The following is a 12,489-nucleotide window of genomic DNA, read 5'->3' as shown; positions in this document are numbered from 1 at the left end:
CGTATACTTTGAATCCTTTAGAAATACTTTTATATGTTTATAAAGCCCAAGACATTAAGATCTCTTCATGCCCAGTATGCTCACACAACTTTCGTTCTAGCTCGATAAAACCTTGTCGAATATAGAATGAATGAGCCTGAGTATTTTCAGCATAAACCGTCAGGCTGAGTTGGTTATAATATTGTTTCAGTGTAGTGAGCAATTCAGTACCAATACCTTTAGATTGATCACTTGGGGAAACAAACAGAGCTGGGATGAAGCCTTGATAATAAGAAATAAAGCCTGAAATGCGGTCTTCTAGGTGATAAACCCAAGTTTCACTATTGGGTATATAAACATCACGCATCGGCTCTTTTTGCGAGTGCCAAAATTCTTCAGCAATAAACTCATGAGCTTTCACTGAGGCCGAATACCAAATGGATACGACTTCATTAATATCTTCGGCACACAATTTACGAATCATAATACTTACCTCTGCAATTAATAACCAAGGCAGGGTATGTTGATTTCCAAGTGCTCACACGCCTGCCAAAAAAATGACATTAGTGAAAGCACCTACTGCACAAGTTAACTTGGCTATTCCTTGGACTCTCAAGTTTCGGAAATATAGCGACAATATATAGAAGCTGCAACCGATCTTAGGCGCAAAATAGTGAAAACAAATAAGATCTAAAAAGAAAACGATTTGTATTCTTATTATTTCATCTAGAAATAAAAACTTAACTAATTGATTTTATTTACATTTTTCCAACTTTAAAGTCATCTCCTTATGTCATTCAACCTCATGACACACAACACAAACTTTATTGCCGTCTAAGTCTCTAAAATAAGCGCCAAAGTAACTTTCATGGTATTCGCTACGCAGTCCGGGTTGACCTTCACATGTGGCGCCGTTTTCAATGGCTAAGTTGTAGGCAGCCGTGACGGTGGCTCTATCTTTCGCACTGAAGGCAATCATTTGTCCATTGCCAGCATCGTGTGCTTCACCATTAAAGGGTTTGCCGATAACGAATAAAGGTCGACCGTTTGAGCTATCGCTATTCCAACCAGCCCAAGGATAGTCTCGATCACAAAAACGCTCTTGCATGGCCAAACAAGTCATTAGCTTACTGTAGAAACCATAAGCTCGCTCGAAGTCACTAACGCCGTAATAAATATGCGAAAACATGTTATTCCTTTTGACTAAGTTAAATAAAAACCACCTGCACTGACAACAGCGTTCAGATCAGCATTTTATAACGCTAACCTTTTTAACAGTCCACAATCCACTTCGTCGTGATCCAAACCAAATACCGACGACCAAGACCATTCGCCAGGGTTGAGTACAAAACCATAACTAAGTGTTAAGCCGGATTCAATTTTGATGTCACCAAGTTGAGATTCGATTTGGTCGGTAATGACATAATCTTCGCTGACCACTTCATCACCGGCGATCAATTTTTCTGCGACCTTATCGGAGTAAATAAGCAGTCGAATAGGCTCAACGGATTGAATACCAATACTGTCACCACCGAAGTCACCTGCTGCGAATCGAATCGGTGAAGAAACACAAGTTGTTTGCTCTTCTTGTCGATTGTCTTTTTTGACGATAAGCACACCTTTTCCAGCGATACCTCGCAGCTGCAATAAAGTCCCAACTTTCGGCGATTCGATGTAGACCACAGCTTTTACGTCATCTGAAAATGCCAAGTTACTTTCATTCGTGTTTTTTGCTTCACTGCTGCACGCAGAAACCGACAAAAGTAGCAAAATTGAGCATAACATGGTGGATAAGTGGGGTAAGTTATTAACATCTTTCATGTTTGGCTCCTGTTTATAGCATCGGGGTGTTTTGTGGATAATTAGAAAAATCGCTGTCTGGGTCGCTTGGTAAGGCCAATAACACCAGCAAAACAAGCATGCCTATCGCGGGAACCAAAACCACCAGCAACCACCAAGCGGAGCGGTTAGTGTCATGCAGTCTGCGTATGGTTAAAGACAACATTGGCAAGAAAACGAACAGGCTATAAAGCGCATCTATTTTCCACGTTGCTTGAAAGAAGATTTCCAACAAGACAAACACTACCGAGATCAAAAAATTCGCCAAAAAGAACATCCAAAATGCTTCCTGTGATGCTCTTCCTGAAAATTGCGCATAACGTTTCCACGCATCAAAATACCAGTTCATACTTTTCTCCTTTGATTAGTCCCGAGGGACATTGAAGGCTTAAAAGTACGTGGCGAAGAAAAGATTTGCGTCCTAGATCAGGTTCTAGGACGTCCTTGATGACTTTTTAGGACAGAATGGCTTTCTAAAAAATAATGGCGGGCATGATGCAGATAAAAGTGATACATATACAACGAAGATCAGGTCTGAGCTATTACACAATAAATAAGGCGGAGCCAAGATGATCGCTATTCCATTACCTTTTGTGGTTGCCCTATTGCTGTCTATCTTGGCGATTTTGTTGTTTATTCGCCGAGAAGAAACCACACAATCGGCGTTTGTCTTTATTGCTTTGTGTGCGCTAACGACGACAGTGGTTGGTCTACGCTGGACGTTTGATTATTCGTTATTTCGTTTGATTCAACCTATCTTGGCGTCTTGTATTCCCGTTACTGCTTGGTACTGTTTTTCGAGTGCTCACCAACGCTATAAACTAAAAATCTGGCATTTCTTACCACCTGTTTTTGTCACCTTGGCGTCTTTTACTTATCCATTCTGGCGACCGCCTTTGGACCCAGTTTTAACACTGCTTTATGTTGGTTATGGCGTTGCACTGATTCGAGCGTCTTTAAAAGCGTCGGATCTTCCTGAACAAGTACGCTTATCTGATATCGACAATGCTCTAAAAGCCGAACGTATTGCGGGTGCCATGCTGTTAATGTCTGCCATGATTGATGGCGCTTTGGCGGTCGATTTTACTTTTTTTGCTGGCGAGCATACGCTGATTATCCTCGCCATTGGTCATGCTGTATTACTGCCTATTTTGGCAATCGCCGTCATTATGATGAGCCTAAGCATTGCACCCAGCGTTAACGAATCATCCGATCAAAATGAAAAAACAACGCCTGTAGAAGAATCAAAAGACAAGCCTCATCACCCATTAACCGACGATGAAGTAAAAGACATAGTACACAAAATAGAAGTGCTTCTTAGCACCAAAGAAGCGTTTCTCGATCCAGACCTAACACTCGATAGACTCGCCAGAAAAGCCTGTATTCCAGCGCGTCAAATCTCTGCTGCCATTAACCAAGTTTACGGTCGCAACATTTCGCAAGTAGTGAACGAATATCGTATTGAACGAGCCAAAACACTACTGCTATCAACCGACAAAGCCATCACCCAAATTTATATGGATTCTGGCTTTCAGACGAAATCTAACTTCCATCGAGAGTTTTCTCGCGTGACACAACAGACACCGAGCGCCTTTCGGCGCTCTAATATGAAGAATTAAGGTGCTTGGATAAATCGAATGATGTCCCGATGCATAACCTGGTGAAGTTCGTCCCTAGTACGCCAATTACCATCTTGGCAAACAATGCCATCGCCCGGCTCTTCCTCTTCTATCATTTCAATAGCGCCCGGTTTACAAAGCTGCATAAAGCTAAAGTGCGCTGCGTCTGGGTACACTATGTATTCATAGGTATTTTTTGGTAGATACTGTGCGAGAAAACCAGACTCTTCCGCTTGTGGTAAATCGCCAATATCGACACCTGCCGCAAGGATCAATGTTGGTACCGTTAAGACCTGTAAACTTTGGCGTGACAAGCTTCTCGCCAAACCTAAATCTAACGACACAACTCGCTTGATTCGCTCATCTTTTAAACTGCCAGTCGGCTCGCCTATTTGTGGTTGATCCAAACCAAGTTCAGTCATCAAACCACACACTCGAGGATTATTTTTAAGAACACATTCTTGCTTTAGCTGGTCACGATCAAATTGCGCGCCTGCTAGTAACATCACAGTCCAACCACCCAATGAATGGCCAATAGCGGTGACATTGTTAGCGTCGATATTTGGCAATAGATAAGACTCGTTCAACAACCAATCCAACAAGCGCGATAAGTCTCCAGCGCGTTGCCACCACTGAGCCGCCGCTTGTGGGGAATGATCAAAAGACGTGGTCCCAAGATGATCAAGCGACGCCACGACAAAACCGTCTTGTGCCAACTTCGTAGCGAGCCAATTTTGATTACGCCAGTTACCACGATAACCATGAGAAATCACTACCAGCGGAAACTTACCCGCCAGCGGCGTTCCAACTCGTACCACATCGGTTCCCAAAAACGCCGCGTTTTCCGCGATTCTTTCAATGGGAAATGTCGTCTGGGATGGATACCAAACACTGGCTTTTAACGGTCTATCACTGTCTGTGTACAACTGAACCTGATCAAAACCCACCGAATACGCGGACGCATTCGACGCCCAGCAGGCCACCAATAGAATGAAACTCGCAAATCCTCTCATGATGTAATTCCTCTTCAAGATGCTTTAGAAAGAAATCACTATGAAAGGAAAATACAGGTAAAGCGTCCTAGAACAGGATTAAGGACGTTATATCAAGACAATCAAGTAGCCACACTCAGAAAATAAAATCGTTTTCACCGTTATTGTTACTTATCTGTCATATTAGCTCTGTACTCTCATTTCATTCACGGTACTCAACCTCGCTTTTTTATAAGGCCTACGGAGACGACAAAATGAAGATGAAAGGACAGTTAGACAGCGCTCAACCATTGAAGAAGCATAAAGCCAAATCAAAGAAAAATGAGCAAAAAAAGAAGAAGCAGGACAAACTAGAAACCAAGAAACATTCTAAAGAAAAAAAAGATTCTCAGCCTGAAGTGATCGTATCTACTGAAGTTGTGAAAGTGTCTACCACAGATCCCCAAACGCCGAAGAAAAGCAAAACCCAAAAAGCGATAGAAAGCACTATTGATGACTCTATTAAAAACCTTGCTGAAAGCCCTATTGCTATTGAGGCTGACGCGCCAGAATCTTCAAGCAGCACTCGTCAGCGTGCGTCTAAAAGCTTAGAGCCGATGACAAAAGAAGAACAATTAATTGCGATTAATCAGATCATCAAAAGTTTATTGTTGGATGAAATGACACAAGGCGCCGCACTGCGAGAATTACGCGTTGGCGTTCTGGGTATTAGACAAGATGCTTATACCAAGCTGTGTGGCGTCTCTCGTAAAACCTTGTCAGAAATCGAAAACGACAAAGGTAATTACACCGCAGAAATCATTAATAAGGTGTTCAAACCTTTCGAGATTAAAGTGGGATTAGTGCCGACTTCCAGTCAACTATTGGCAGCTATTCTAACTAATTAGCGAATAATCGAACCCGGAAGCCTGCGTGTTGTGGTGAATTATCTATTACACAGACAATGCAAAGGTTTCCATCTTCTTCGCAAGATCAAAGTCTTTATTGGAAATGCCAGATACATCGTGTGATGTCAGTTGAATGCTAACTTTATTGTAAACATTAAACCATTCAGGATGATGATCTTGCTTTTCAGCGTAGATCGCACACATGGTCATAAAACCAAAAGCGTGTTGAAAGTCTTTGAATTTAAAGGTTTTACTGAGCTTTTCGTCTTCGATCGCCCAGTCTTGTGACGCTTCTGTGTTTAACTGGTTAAGGGCTTGCTCTATCTCATGCTGTTCGAGCTTTCGATGTGTCATGCTGTTTCACCTCTATTTAAATCAGAAAATGTAGCGTATCAATCACCAGTGTAGTCGGTTAAGACTATGATTAAAACGCAACAAAAAATCCCTTCTGCAAATTCATGCAAAAGGGATTCTTGAGACTAACGATTTAATGGAAAACCATTACTTGATAGTGAAGTTCACATCAATGTTGCCACGTGTTGCGTTTGAATATGGGCAAACCTTGTGAGCGGCTTCTACTAATTTTTCTACTACGTCTTTTTCTACGCCAGGAACATTCACTTCTAAATCTGCGCAGATAGTAAAACCTTCACCTTTGGTGTTAGCGCCGATACCAATAGTTGCTGTGACGTTAACGTCATTAGGCACTTTTACTTTCTGTTGAGATGCAACCAACTTCAATGCGCCGATGAAACAAGCAGAATAACCTGCTGCGAAAAGCTGCTCTGGGTTAGTACCTTCACCGCCAGCGCCGCCCAATTCTTTTGGCGTGCTTAGAGCAAGATCCAATTTGTTGTCAGATGTAATAGAACGACCATCACGGCCACCAGTTGATGTTGCTGTTGCGCTATAAATTGCTTGCATAATATTGCTCCTAAAATGTCATTGTTGCATTATGTTATCCGAATAATGATTATCGCGATAACTATATAATTAAATAAAAGCTCAGTTGTCTGAGCTGATGGATTTATGTTATTGCAATAACTATTACTGCGCAAGCATTATTTTACAAGTTTTTGTCTAAGGGCAACTAGCTGCTCACGTAAAGCAACGACTTCATCCATATCGATTCCGCAGGCCTCAGCAACACAGCGGTTCACTTCTAAACCTTGTTCGCGCAGCTTTTTACCTTTTTCAGTCAAGGCAATACTTAAACTACGATCATCATCCACGCCACGCAGCCTCTGAACTAAGCCATCGGCTTCCATGCGCTTTATCACGGGTGTTAGCGCACCAGATTTTTGCCCAAGCGCATCACTGATGTGTTTCAAACTAACCCCGTCTTGCTCCCATAAAATCAACATCACCGTATATTGCGGATATGTCAGACCGATGGCAGAAAGCGGTTCTTTGTAAAACTGCGTCATTGCAAGAGAAGTCGAATACAAGGCAAAACACAATTGACTGTCGAGTAATAATGAGTTGTCGGGGAATATAGAATTGTCAGAAGTCATAAGTTCTCGTTGATGGTTGCGCGAATAGTTATAGCGATAATAATTAGAAATTCTACACTGTTTTACAGGTAACCGTATATCGCTAGATAAAAAGCCTTCACTCAAGATGAACAAAGTTTAATGTTGCGGCCATCTTGTCGTTAATAACTGCCAGCTATAGTGTCGCCATATTCATTCAAACAACCACACTATATAGGTTAATAATCATGACTCTTAAAGCAAAGCTCAGCATTATCTTCACTACCTTTTTTTCGATAAGTACACTTGTCGCCTTATGCTCAAGCGCTCTATTGATGAGCAGTACAGTGCACGCAAAAGACAGCGATGATTATCAAGAAGACCAACTTATGCTACAGGCACTAAAATCTAGCAAAGTTTCTTTGGATAGCCTCCTAGAAAAGTTCCAAGCTGATTTCCCTTCTACAGTGATGGAAATCGAACTGGATGACGAAGACAACATTCTGGTGTATGAAATCAAAGGGATCGACCTAAAAGAAGGTGTAAGATACAAAGCAAAATATGCACTGTACAGCGGTGAAGAAATAGATAGACACTCTAAATCTCTACGTTTCATGGGCTTTAATAAATTAGATGACAATGATCAAGCCGCACTGGAATCACTACAGCAAGGCGTTTCCATTAAAAATGCAATAGCGCTTTCTAATCCGCAGGAAGGTTCTTATATTGAATCCATCGAGCTAGAACACAAACGTGGATTAACATTCTATGAAATCGAATTGCTAGGGCCATCTGGTTCGACAAAAATATTAATGGACGCCAAATCAGGTGAAGTGATTCCCTCACTGCGACGCTAAATGCGTCGCTTTTCTGAAAATGAGCCATCCCTCTATTCCAGCATTGAACAAACTTGCTTAACATAAGAACAGCCGCCGCAATAGCAACAAAAATGGCAGGCTCACAATGATAGGAACAAATAGTGCGAATTTTGGTAGTTGAAGACGATATCGTCACACAAGGTTTTATTAAAAAAGGCCTCACAGAACAGGGCTATCAAGTGGACGTCGCCAGTGATGGACAAGATGCTCTGTTCCAAGCATTAGAAGGGGATTATCAGCTGATTATCCTGGATCGCATGCTTCCAAAATTAGATGGTATGACAGTTCTCAATACATTGCGTAGCGCCCAAAAAACCTTACCCGTTTTAATACTCAGCGCATTAGATTCTGTTGATGAGCGAGTCAAAGGGCTACGCGAAGGCGGAGACGATTACCTTGCCAAACCCTTCGCCTTTGCCGAACTTCTAGCTCGCGTTGAAATACTCATCAGAAGACAACCCATGGCAGCGGTGCAACAAAGTACCTTGTTACAAGTGTCAGACTTGAAAATGGATCTACTTACGAGACAGGTTTGGCGGGCAGGAAGAGAAATCAGCCTACAACCAAAAGAGTTCCAAATCCTACGTTATTTAATGGAACACCCTAAACAAGTCGTTACCCGCACCTTATTATTTGAGGCTGTATGGGATTATGACTTCGACCCACAGACCAATGTCATTGATGTTCACGTGGCACGCTTACGAAAAAAGGTAGAAACCGATGACCTTCCCCCGATCCTTGAAACAATACGCGGCGTTGGTTACCGATTGGTTGAAAAAGCGACGGGGTAGCTTTGCTTGGCGTTTTACTCTGCTTTACACGACCCTATTAATCACCTTAATGGCGGTGGCTTTTTTTGTGCTCTATCAACTCAGCGTAGGGGAGATAAGCCGCAGCTATCAACAGCAAATTCAGCTTATTACGCAGCAACAACGCCTGTTCAACCAACAAATGAACGAAGATGAATACCTGCTTCAATTTACCAGTCAGGCCAAGCAAGTTAACAACCTAGTGCTTGCTTATGAAAATACGCATGCAACATACGGAAACCTTACCCGCTTACCAACCAGCCTCGCAACTTGCCCTGCGCAAACGACCTTTTTTGTTGACAGTGCTAACGATCTGCGCTTTTACATAGGCTGTATTACAACACTCACCCATGGACGCTTATTGGTCGCATTTGATGATGAAAACTTGTATTTCTTGCAAACTCAATTTCTTCGGGCTGGCATATTGGCTTTGCTACTAACCCTCGGGTTAGGTCTGCTATCTGGACGCTACTTATCGACACAACTCCTCAGCCGTATCAAAAACATCAATGACACCGCCAAGGTCATACAAAGCGGTGACCTAAGTGCACGGGTCACCGTTAGCCATCGCCAAGATGAATTCGACCTGCTTGCTAACTACATAAACAGAATGCTCAATCAACTCGAAGATTCGTTCCAAGCCGTCTCAGGCGTAACCGATGCAATCGCCCATGATCTTCGTACGCCACTTGGCAGACTGCGCCTACGCCTCGAAAGCCACCTAAATACCTTAGATGAAGCACCTATCAACGAATTACAGTTACAAGAAATGCTTGAAGAGCTGGATCATATTCTAACGACGTTTAGCGCCATGTTAGAGCTGAGTCGACTAGAACATAAGCAAACCAGCTCCCACTTTGACACCATCAATATTAATCAAATCGCAGAAGATGTTATCGACCTAATACAACCGTTGACTCAAGATAAGCAGCAAACTCTGTCATTTATTGCCACTGCTCAGCCCCACATTAAGGGTGATAAAACGCTTATTTTCCGCGCCATGTTTAATACCCTAGAAAATGCCTGCAAATACACAGATTCTGGTGGCGCTATTGAACTGATTACCACCACCTCAGGCTTCATTGTCAAAGACAACGGCCCAGGCATACCTGATGAATTTAAAGACAAAGCCCTACAGCGTTTATTTCGCCTAGAATCAAGCCGCACAAGCCCCGGATATGGACTAGGCTTCCCATTAATCAAAGCCATCGCACACTTTCATCAAGGGAAGCTAGAACTTCAAGACAATCATCCAGGCCTACAAGTACACGTGACTATTAATATTACTGGCAGTCAGCGCAGTGAAAATTAATTGGGCCCTACCTAAAAAAAGAGCCTAAAAAAGCATCTAAAAAAGCGTAAAGGGAAAAACCATGAGACAGATAAAAGAAGTGTTTTCCGATCAAGCTGATGTTCTCGCAAAGCTAATTCGAGAAGCAAATCGAGCGGTTGCTAAAAGCTTTGGCATCAACCAAGAAAACGGCCCAAAGCATCCATCCTTTTGTGAAAGCAGCTGGGTAGAAAACGATTTTAAACGCGGTGAACGCTACTTTCTCTTAATGGAAAACCAACACCCTATTGCCTGTGTGGCTTACGAAATTCCAGCCAACTCAAATGGCGTTCGCAAAGCCTACTTGAACCGATTATCGGTTTTACCTGAGCAACAAAGCAAAGGCATCGGATCACAACTCGTGGCACACATTATTGAACAGGCTAATGCTGACCAGCTCGACTTCATCAGCATTGGCGTGATCGGTGAACACATTAAATTGCAAGACTGGTATGAACAACTTGGCTTCGTAAAAGGCGATACCAAACACTTCGACCATCTGCCTTTTTCCGTCACTTATATGGTGTATGATCTTGATCAAAGCCTAAATAAATAGAGAGCGCTGACCATGTCAAAAATCACCCTTAGCGGCCACATTGAAGTTCCAAGTGAAGATCTAGACGCAGTATTGGCAGAGCTACCAAATCACATCTCGCTAACTCATCAAGAAGCGGGTTGTATTACCTTTACGGTGACTCGAGATTCAGACAACCCACAACGTTTTTCTGTCTATGAAGAATTTACCGACAGAGCCGCATTTGAAAAACATCAAGCCAGAGTGAAGGCGTCTCATTGGGGTGAAGTGACGAAAAATGTTGAGCGGTTTTATAGTATTGATCTGTAGTACTTTTTTTCCTTAAATTAAGTAATCTAATACCTTCTATAATTCTCCAACCATTCTAACAATTGATCTCTATCAGCTAATGACAAATCAAAATCAGTTGTGGTCTCATTTTTAACGAACTTACGAGCATCAGAAGTAAACGTTGAAGTAGTTACAATAATACCTATATTCCCACCGTTTCTGGAGCTTTTCACTCCGTATAACCCTCTGACAACATCAACTCCTACTTTATTTTTCTCGGAGTAGTGCTTGCATTCGATTATATATTTAGTAGTAAATCCTAATTTATCTTTCGATAAAGCAATAATATCTTTACCTCCATCTCTTGTCCTTTTTGTCAACTCAACTTCAAAACCTTGATCTCTAAAAATCTCAGCTACGACTTCCTCAAACTGCCTAGGGTCTAACTTTTTTGTGAATTCTGGCTGACATTTTAAAGAATATACTAACTCAGATATTGACTCATAAAGTTCAAATAAATCCTCATTCGTATAAATTTCTCTCTTATATTCTATTTCCGGCTCATTTAAAGCTTTTGCACCAAAACAATTATTGATTGTAAAACTTATAAATCCCACTGGGTATTCAGACACTTCAAAACTTAAATCTATTAACCTTAAACATTCATAACAGTTAAATGTATGTGTAAGCTTATAGACAGATGCATCCCCCATTGGCCCCTCAGAACCACCAATATCATCAATATCAAACTCATCTATTGATATTGAATTTGAATCAGAGCAATCATTACAAACATATCCAATTTCTCCGGTGAACTCCCACATAAAAAAAACCTCTAATTAAATATTCATAATCTACAATAAATCTTCCGCAAGAATTAACCTCACTAAAATGCCACAATAACAATTAGCAGTATTTGTTACCGAGTATTAACCTACCCTTTCCGTATCTCTAATCACCCGCCCAATAACCTCTTCAATCCAGGCTACAGTGAGCCAGTCTGGTGCGGAGGCGGAACGAGAAAAAGCGATTTCTACCGCAGGAAGACTAGGTAATAAATCACTTTCGATGATTTCTAGTGAGTCATTCACGCTGATGCTGGCGATGGCGGAGATAGCTTTTTCGGCCATCAACAGGCTTTCAATCAGGGTGAGATTAGCCGTGACGCAATACAGCTGATAATCCGTGCCTTTCTTCTGCAAACCATCCACGGCGCTGGAATGAAATTTACAGCTGGATTCGTATAACGCTAGTGACAAGGGATGCAAACTTGTCCAATCAAAACCCTTTTTTGCGACCCAAACACCTTTGTCTTGGAACAAGGTCAAACCTTCGTCGCTGTCAGGTGTTCGCGTGACTAGAGCTAAATCCACTTCACCTTTGTCCATCAACTCTCGTAGTTCCGCAGAGGTACCAGTGCGAATTCGAAAGCGAATATTCGACAGCATGCTTTCCATGACAGACATAATGACGACCAATAAATTCGCCACGTAATCATTCGGACAGCCAAGATTAAGTAAAACCCCTTGCTGTGGGCCTTTGATGGATTGCAGGGCGCTTTCTTGCAGTTGCAAGATTCGCCTTGCGTAATGAACCAGCTGTTGGCCGTCTTCGGTGAGCACTTGCTCCCGACCTTGCTTGCAAAACAGTTCGGTGCCGACTTGTTCTTCCAGTCGTTTCATCTGCATGCTAATGGCCGACGGAGTACGAAAGGTTTGCATGGCGGCGCGCTGAAAACTGCCGTGATCGACAATAGCCACAAGGGTTTTTAATAATTCCGTATCCAATGCAATCCTCTCTTTAATCTACGCACTTTATTTCTACGCACTTTATTTCTACTCACTTTATTTCTACTAACTTTATTTCTACTAACTTTATT

The 12,489-nt window shown here is 42.1% G+C and carries 17 protein-coding genes; 7 read left to right on the top strand and 10 right to left on the bottom strand.

The features are described 5' to 3' along the window. Positions 1 to 37: 37 nt before the first annotated feature. The 4 genes from BUA59_RS05650 to BUA59_RS05635 all read right to left on the bottom strand — a co-directional run bounded on the left by BUA59_RS05650 (position 38) and on the right by BUA59_RS05635 (position 2,167). Positions 38 to 463 (bottom strand): N-acetyltransferase, encoded by a 426-nt coding sequence (locus tag BUA59_RS05650; protein WP_072838763.1) that lies wholly within the window; start codon positions 461 to 463, stop codon positions 38 to 40. A 309-nt stretch (positions 464 to 772) separates the two neighbouring features. Further along, positions 773 to 1,168 carry a VOC family protein gene (locus tag BUA59_RS05645; RefSeq protein WP_072838762.1) on the bottom strand — a complete coding sequence of 132 codons (396 nt, stop codon included), beginning with the start codon at positions 1,166 to 1,168 and terminating at the stop codon, positions 773 to 775. A 65-nt stretch (positions 1,169 to 1,233) separates the two neighbouring features. After that, complete coding sequence (locus BUA59_RS05640; protein WP_072838761.1) at positions 1,234 to 1,800, bottom strand: hypothetical protein; 567 nt, start codon at positions 1,798 to 1,800, stop codon at positions 1,234 to 1,236. Positions 1,801 to 1,813: 13 nt separating this feature from the next. After that, the gene (locus BUA59_RS05635; protein ID WP_072838760.1) at positions 1,814 to 2,167 is read right to left on the bottom strand and encodes a DUF805 domain-containing protein; all 354 of its coding nucleotides are present in this window, start codon (positions 2,165 to 2,167) and stop codon (positions 1,814 to 1,816) included. A 220-nt stretch (positions 2,168 to 2,387) separates the two neighbouring features. Here BUA59_RS05635 and BUA59_RS05630 point away from each other — a divergent pair, with 220 nt between their 5' ends. After that, positions 2,388 to 3,437: a helix-turn-helix domain-containing protein gene (locus BUA59_RS05630; RefSeq protein WP_072838759.1), complete on the top strand. Its 1,050-nt coding sequence runs from the start codon at positions 2,388 to 2,390 to the stop codon at positions 3,435 to 3,437. Here the strand turns inward: BUA59_RS05630 and BUA59_RS05625 are convergent. Next, positions 3,434 to 4,450, bottom strand: a complete 1,017-nt coding sequence (locus tag BUA59_RS05625; RefSeq protein WP_072838758.1) for an alpha/beta hydrolase family protein — start codon at positions 4,448 to 4,450, stop codon at positions 3,434 to 3,436. The genes BUA59_RS05630 and BUA59_RS05625 overlap by 4 nt on opposite strands. Positions 4,451 to 4,683: 233 nt before the next feature. On the opposite strand from BUA59_RS05625, the gene BUA59_RS05620 reads away from it, so the two are divergent. Beyond that, on the top strand, positions 4,684 to 5,316 hold the full coding sequence (locus BUA59_RS05620; protein ID WP_084122209.1) for a helix-turn-helix transcriptional regulator: 633 nt from the start codon (positions 4,684 to 4,686) through the stop codon (positions 5,314 to 5,316). 45 nt (positions 5,317 to 5,361) lie between these two features. On the opposite strand, the gene BUA59_RS05615 is transcribed toward BUA59_RS05620, so the two are convergent. The 3 genes from BUA59_RS05615 to BUA59_RS05605 all read right to left on the bottom strand — a co-directional run bounded on the left by BUA59_RS05615 (position 5,362) and on the right by BUA59_RS05605 (position 6,830). Beyond that, on the bottom strand, positions 5,362 to 5,670 hold the full coding sequence (locus BUA59_RS05615) for a 4a-hydroxytetrahydrobiopterin dehydratase (protein WP_072838757.1): 309 nt from the start codon (positions 5,668 to 5,670) through the stop codon (positions 5,362 to 5,364). Between the two features lie 147 nt (positions 5,671 to 5,817). Continuing rightward, on the bottom strand, positions 5,818 to 6,240 hold the full coding sequence (locus tag BUA59_RS05610) for an organic hydroperoxide resistance protein (RefSeq protein WP_072838756.1): 423 nt from the start codon (positions 6,238 to 6,240) through the stop codon (positions 5,818 to 5,820). A gap of 137 nt (positions 6,241 to 6,377) precedes the next feature. Beyond that, positions 6,378 to 6,830 carry a MarR family winged helix-turn-helix transcriptional regulator gene (locus tag BUA59_RS05605; RefSeq protein WP_072838755.1) on the bottom strand — a complete coding sequence of 151 codons (453 nt, stop codon included), beginning with the start codon at positions 6,828 to 6,830 and terminating at the stop codon, positions 6,378 to 6,380. A gap of 206 nt (positions 6,831 to 7,036) precedes the next feature. Here BUA59_RS05605 and BUA59_RS05600 point away from each other — a divergent pair, with 206 nt between their 5' ends. The 5 genes from BUA59_RS05600 to BUA59_RS05580 all read left to right on the top strand — a co-directional run bounded on the left by BUA59_RS05600 (position 7,037) and on the right by BUA59_RS05580 (position 10,649). Beyond that, the gene (locus BUA59_RS05600; RefSeq protein ID WP_072838754.1) at positions 7,037 to 7,645 is read left to right on the top strand and encodes a PepSY domain-containing protein; all 609 of its coding nucleotides are present in this window, start codon (positions 7,037 to 7,039) and stop codon (positions 7,643 to 7,645) included. Positions 7,646 to 7,767: 122 nt separating this feature from the next. Beyond that, a complete protein-coding gene (locus BUA59_RS05595; RefSeq protein WP_072838753.1) occupies positions 7,768 to 8,457 on the top strand; it encodes a response regulator transcription factor in 690 nt (229 codons plus the stop codon). Next, positions 8,387 to 9,787 (top strand): sensor histidine kinase, encoded by a 1,401-nt coding sequence (locus tag BUA59_RS05590; RefSeq protein WP_072838752.1) that lies wholly within the window; start codon positions 8,387 to 8,389, stop codon positions 9,785 to 9,787. Before BUA59_RS05595 ends, BUA59_RS05590 begins: the two co-directional genes overlap by 71 nt. Positions 9,788 to 9,848: 61 nt before the next feature. Beyond that, on the top strand, positions 9,849 to 10,361 hold the full coding sequence (locus BUA59_RS05585) for a GNAT family N-acetyltransferase (RefSeq protein WP_072838751.1): 513 nt from the start codon (positions 9,849 to 9,851) through the stop codon (positions 10,359 to 10,361). Positions 10,362 to 10,373: 12 nt separating this feature from the next. Next, a complete protein-coding gene (locus BUA59_RS05580) occupies positions 10,374 to 10,649 on the top strand; it encodes a putative quinol monooxygenase (RefSeq protein WP_072838750.1) in 276 nt (91 codons plus the stop codon). A gap of 26 nt (positions 10,650 to 10,675) precedes the next feature. On the opposite strand, the gene BUA59_RS05575 is transcribed toward BUA59_RS05580, so the two are convergent. Both BUA59_RS05575 and BUA59_RS05570 read right to left on the bottom strand, forming a co-directional pair. Further along, complete coding sequence (locus BUA59_RS05575) at positions 10,676 to 11,434, bottom strand: restriction endonuclease (RefSeq protein ID WP_072838749.1); 759 nt, start codon at positions 11,432 to 11,434, stop codon at positions 10,676 to 10,678. A 105-nt stretch (positions 11,435 to 11,539) separates the two neighbouring features. Next, positions 11,540 to 12,397, bottom strand: a complete 858-nt coding sequence (locus BUA59_RS05570) for a LysR family transcriptional regulator (protein WP_072838748.1) — start codon at positions 12,395 to 12,397, stop codon at positions 11,540 to 11,542. Between the last annotated feature and the right edge of the window lie 92 nt (positions 12,398 to 12,489).

Source organism: Marinomonas polaris DSM 16579, from assembly GCF_900129155.1.
GTDB lineage: Bacteria > Pseudomonadota > Gammaproteobacteria > Pseudomonadales > Marinomonadaceae > Marinomonas > Marinomonas polaris.
This window is presented reverse-complemented; position numbering and strand designations above follow the sequence as displayed.

Coding starts and splice junctions, on each gene's coding strand:
- BUA59_RS05575 (WP_072838749.1), bottom strand. CDS start 11,434: ATGTGGGAGTTCACCGGAGAAATTGGATATGTTTGTAATGATTGCTCT.
- BUA59_RS05585 (WP_072838751.1), top strand. CDS start 9,849: ATGAGACAGATAAAAGAAGTGTTTTCCGATCAAGCTGATGTTCTCGCA.
- BUA59_RS05630 (WP_072838759.1), top strand. CDS start 2,388: ATGATCGCTATTCCATTACCTTTTGTGGTTGCCCTATTGCTGTCTATC.
- BUA59_RS05625 (WP_072838758.1), bottom strand. CDS start 4,450: ATGAGAGGATTTGCGAGTTTCATTCTATTGGTGGCCTGCTGGGCGTCG.
- BUA59_RS05605 (WP_072838755.1), bottom strand. CDS start 6,830: ATGACTTCTGACAATTCTATATTCCCCGACAACTCATTATTACTCGAC.
- BUA59_RS05600 (WP_072838754.1), top strand. CDS start 7,037: ATGACTCTTAAAGCAAAGCTCAGCATTATCTTCACTACCTTTTTTTCG.
- BUA59_RS05650 (WP_072838763.1), bottom strand. CDS start 463: ATGATTCGTAAATTGTGTGCCGAAGATATTAATGAAGTCGTATCCATT.
- BUA59_RS05645 (WP_072838762.1), bottom strand. CDS start 1,168: ATGTTTTCGCATATTTATTACGGCGTTAGTGACTTCGAGCGAGCTTAT.
- BUA59_RS05615 (WP_072838757.1), bottom strand. CDS start 5,670: ATGACACATCGAAAGCTCGAACAGCATGAGATAGAGCAAGCCCTTAAC.
- BUA59_RS05620 (WP_084122209.1), top strand. CDS start 4,684: ATGAAGATGAAAGGACAGTTAGACAGCGCTCAACCATTGAAGAAGCAT.
- BUA59_RS05590 (WP_072838752.1), top strand. CDS start 8,387: ATGACCTTCCCCCGATCCTTGAAACAATACGCGGCGTTGGTTACCGAT.
- BUA59_RS05580 (WP_072838750.1), top strand. CDS start 10,374: ATGTCAAAAATCACCCTTAGCGGCCACATTGAAGTTCCAAGTGAAGAT.
- BUA59_RS05640 (WP_072838761.1), bottom strand. CDS start 1,800: ATGAAAGATGTTAATAACTTACCCCACTTATCCACCATGTTATGCTCA.
- BUA59_RS05610 (WP_072838756.1), bottom strand. CDS start 6,240: ATGCAAGCAATTTATAGCGCAACAGCAACATCAACTGGTGGCCGTGAT.
- BUA59_RS05635 (WP_072838760.1), bottom strand. CDS start 2,167: ATGAACTGGTATTTTGATGCGTGGAAACGTTATGCGCAATTTTCAGGA.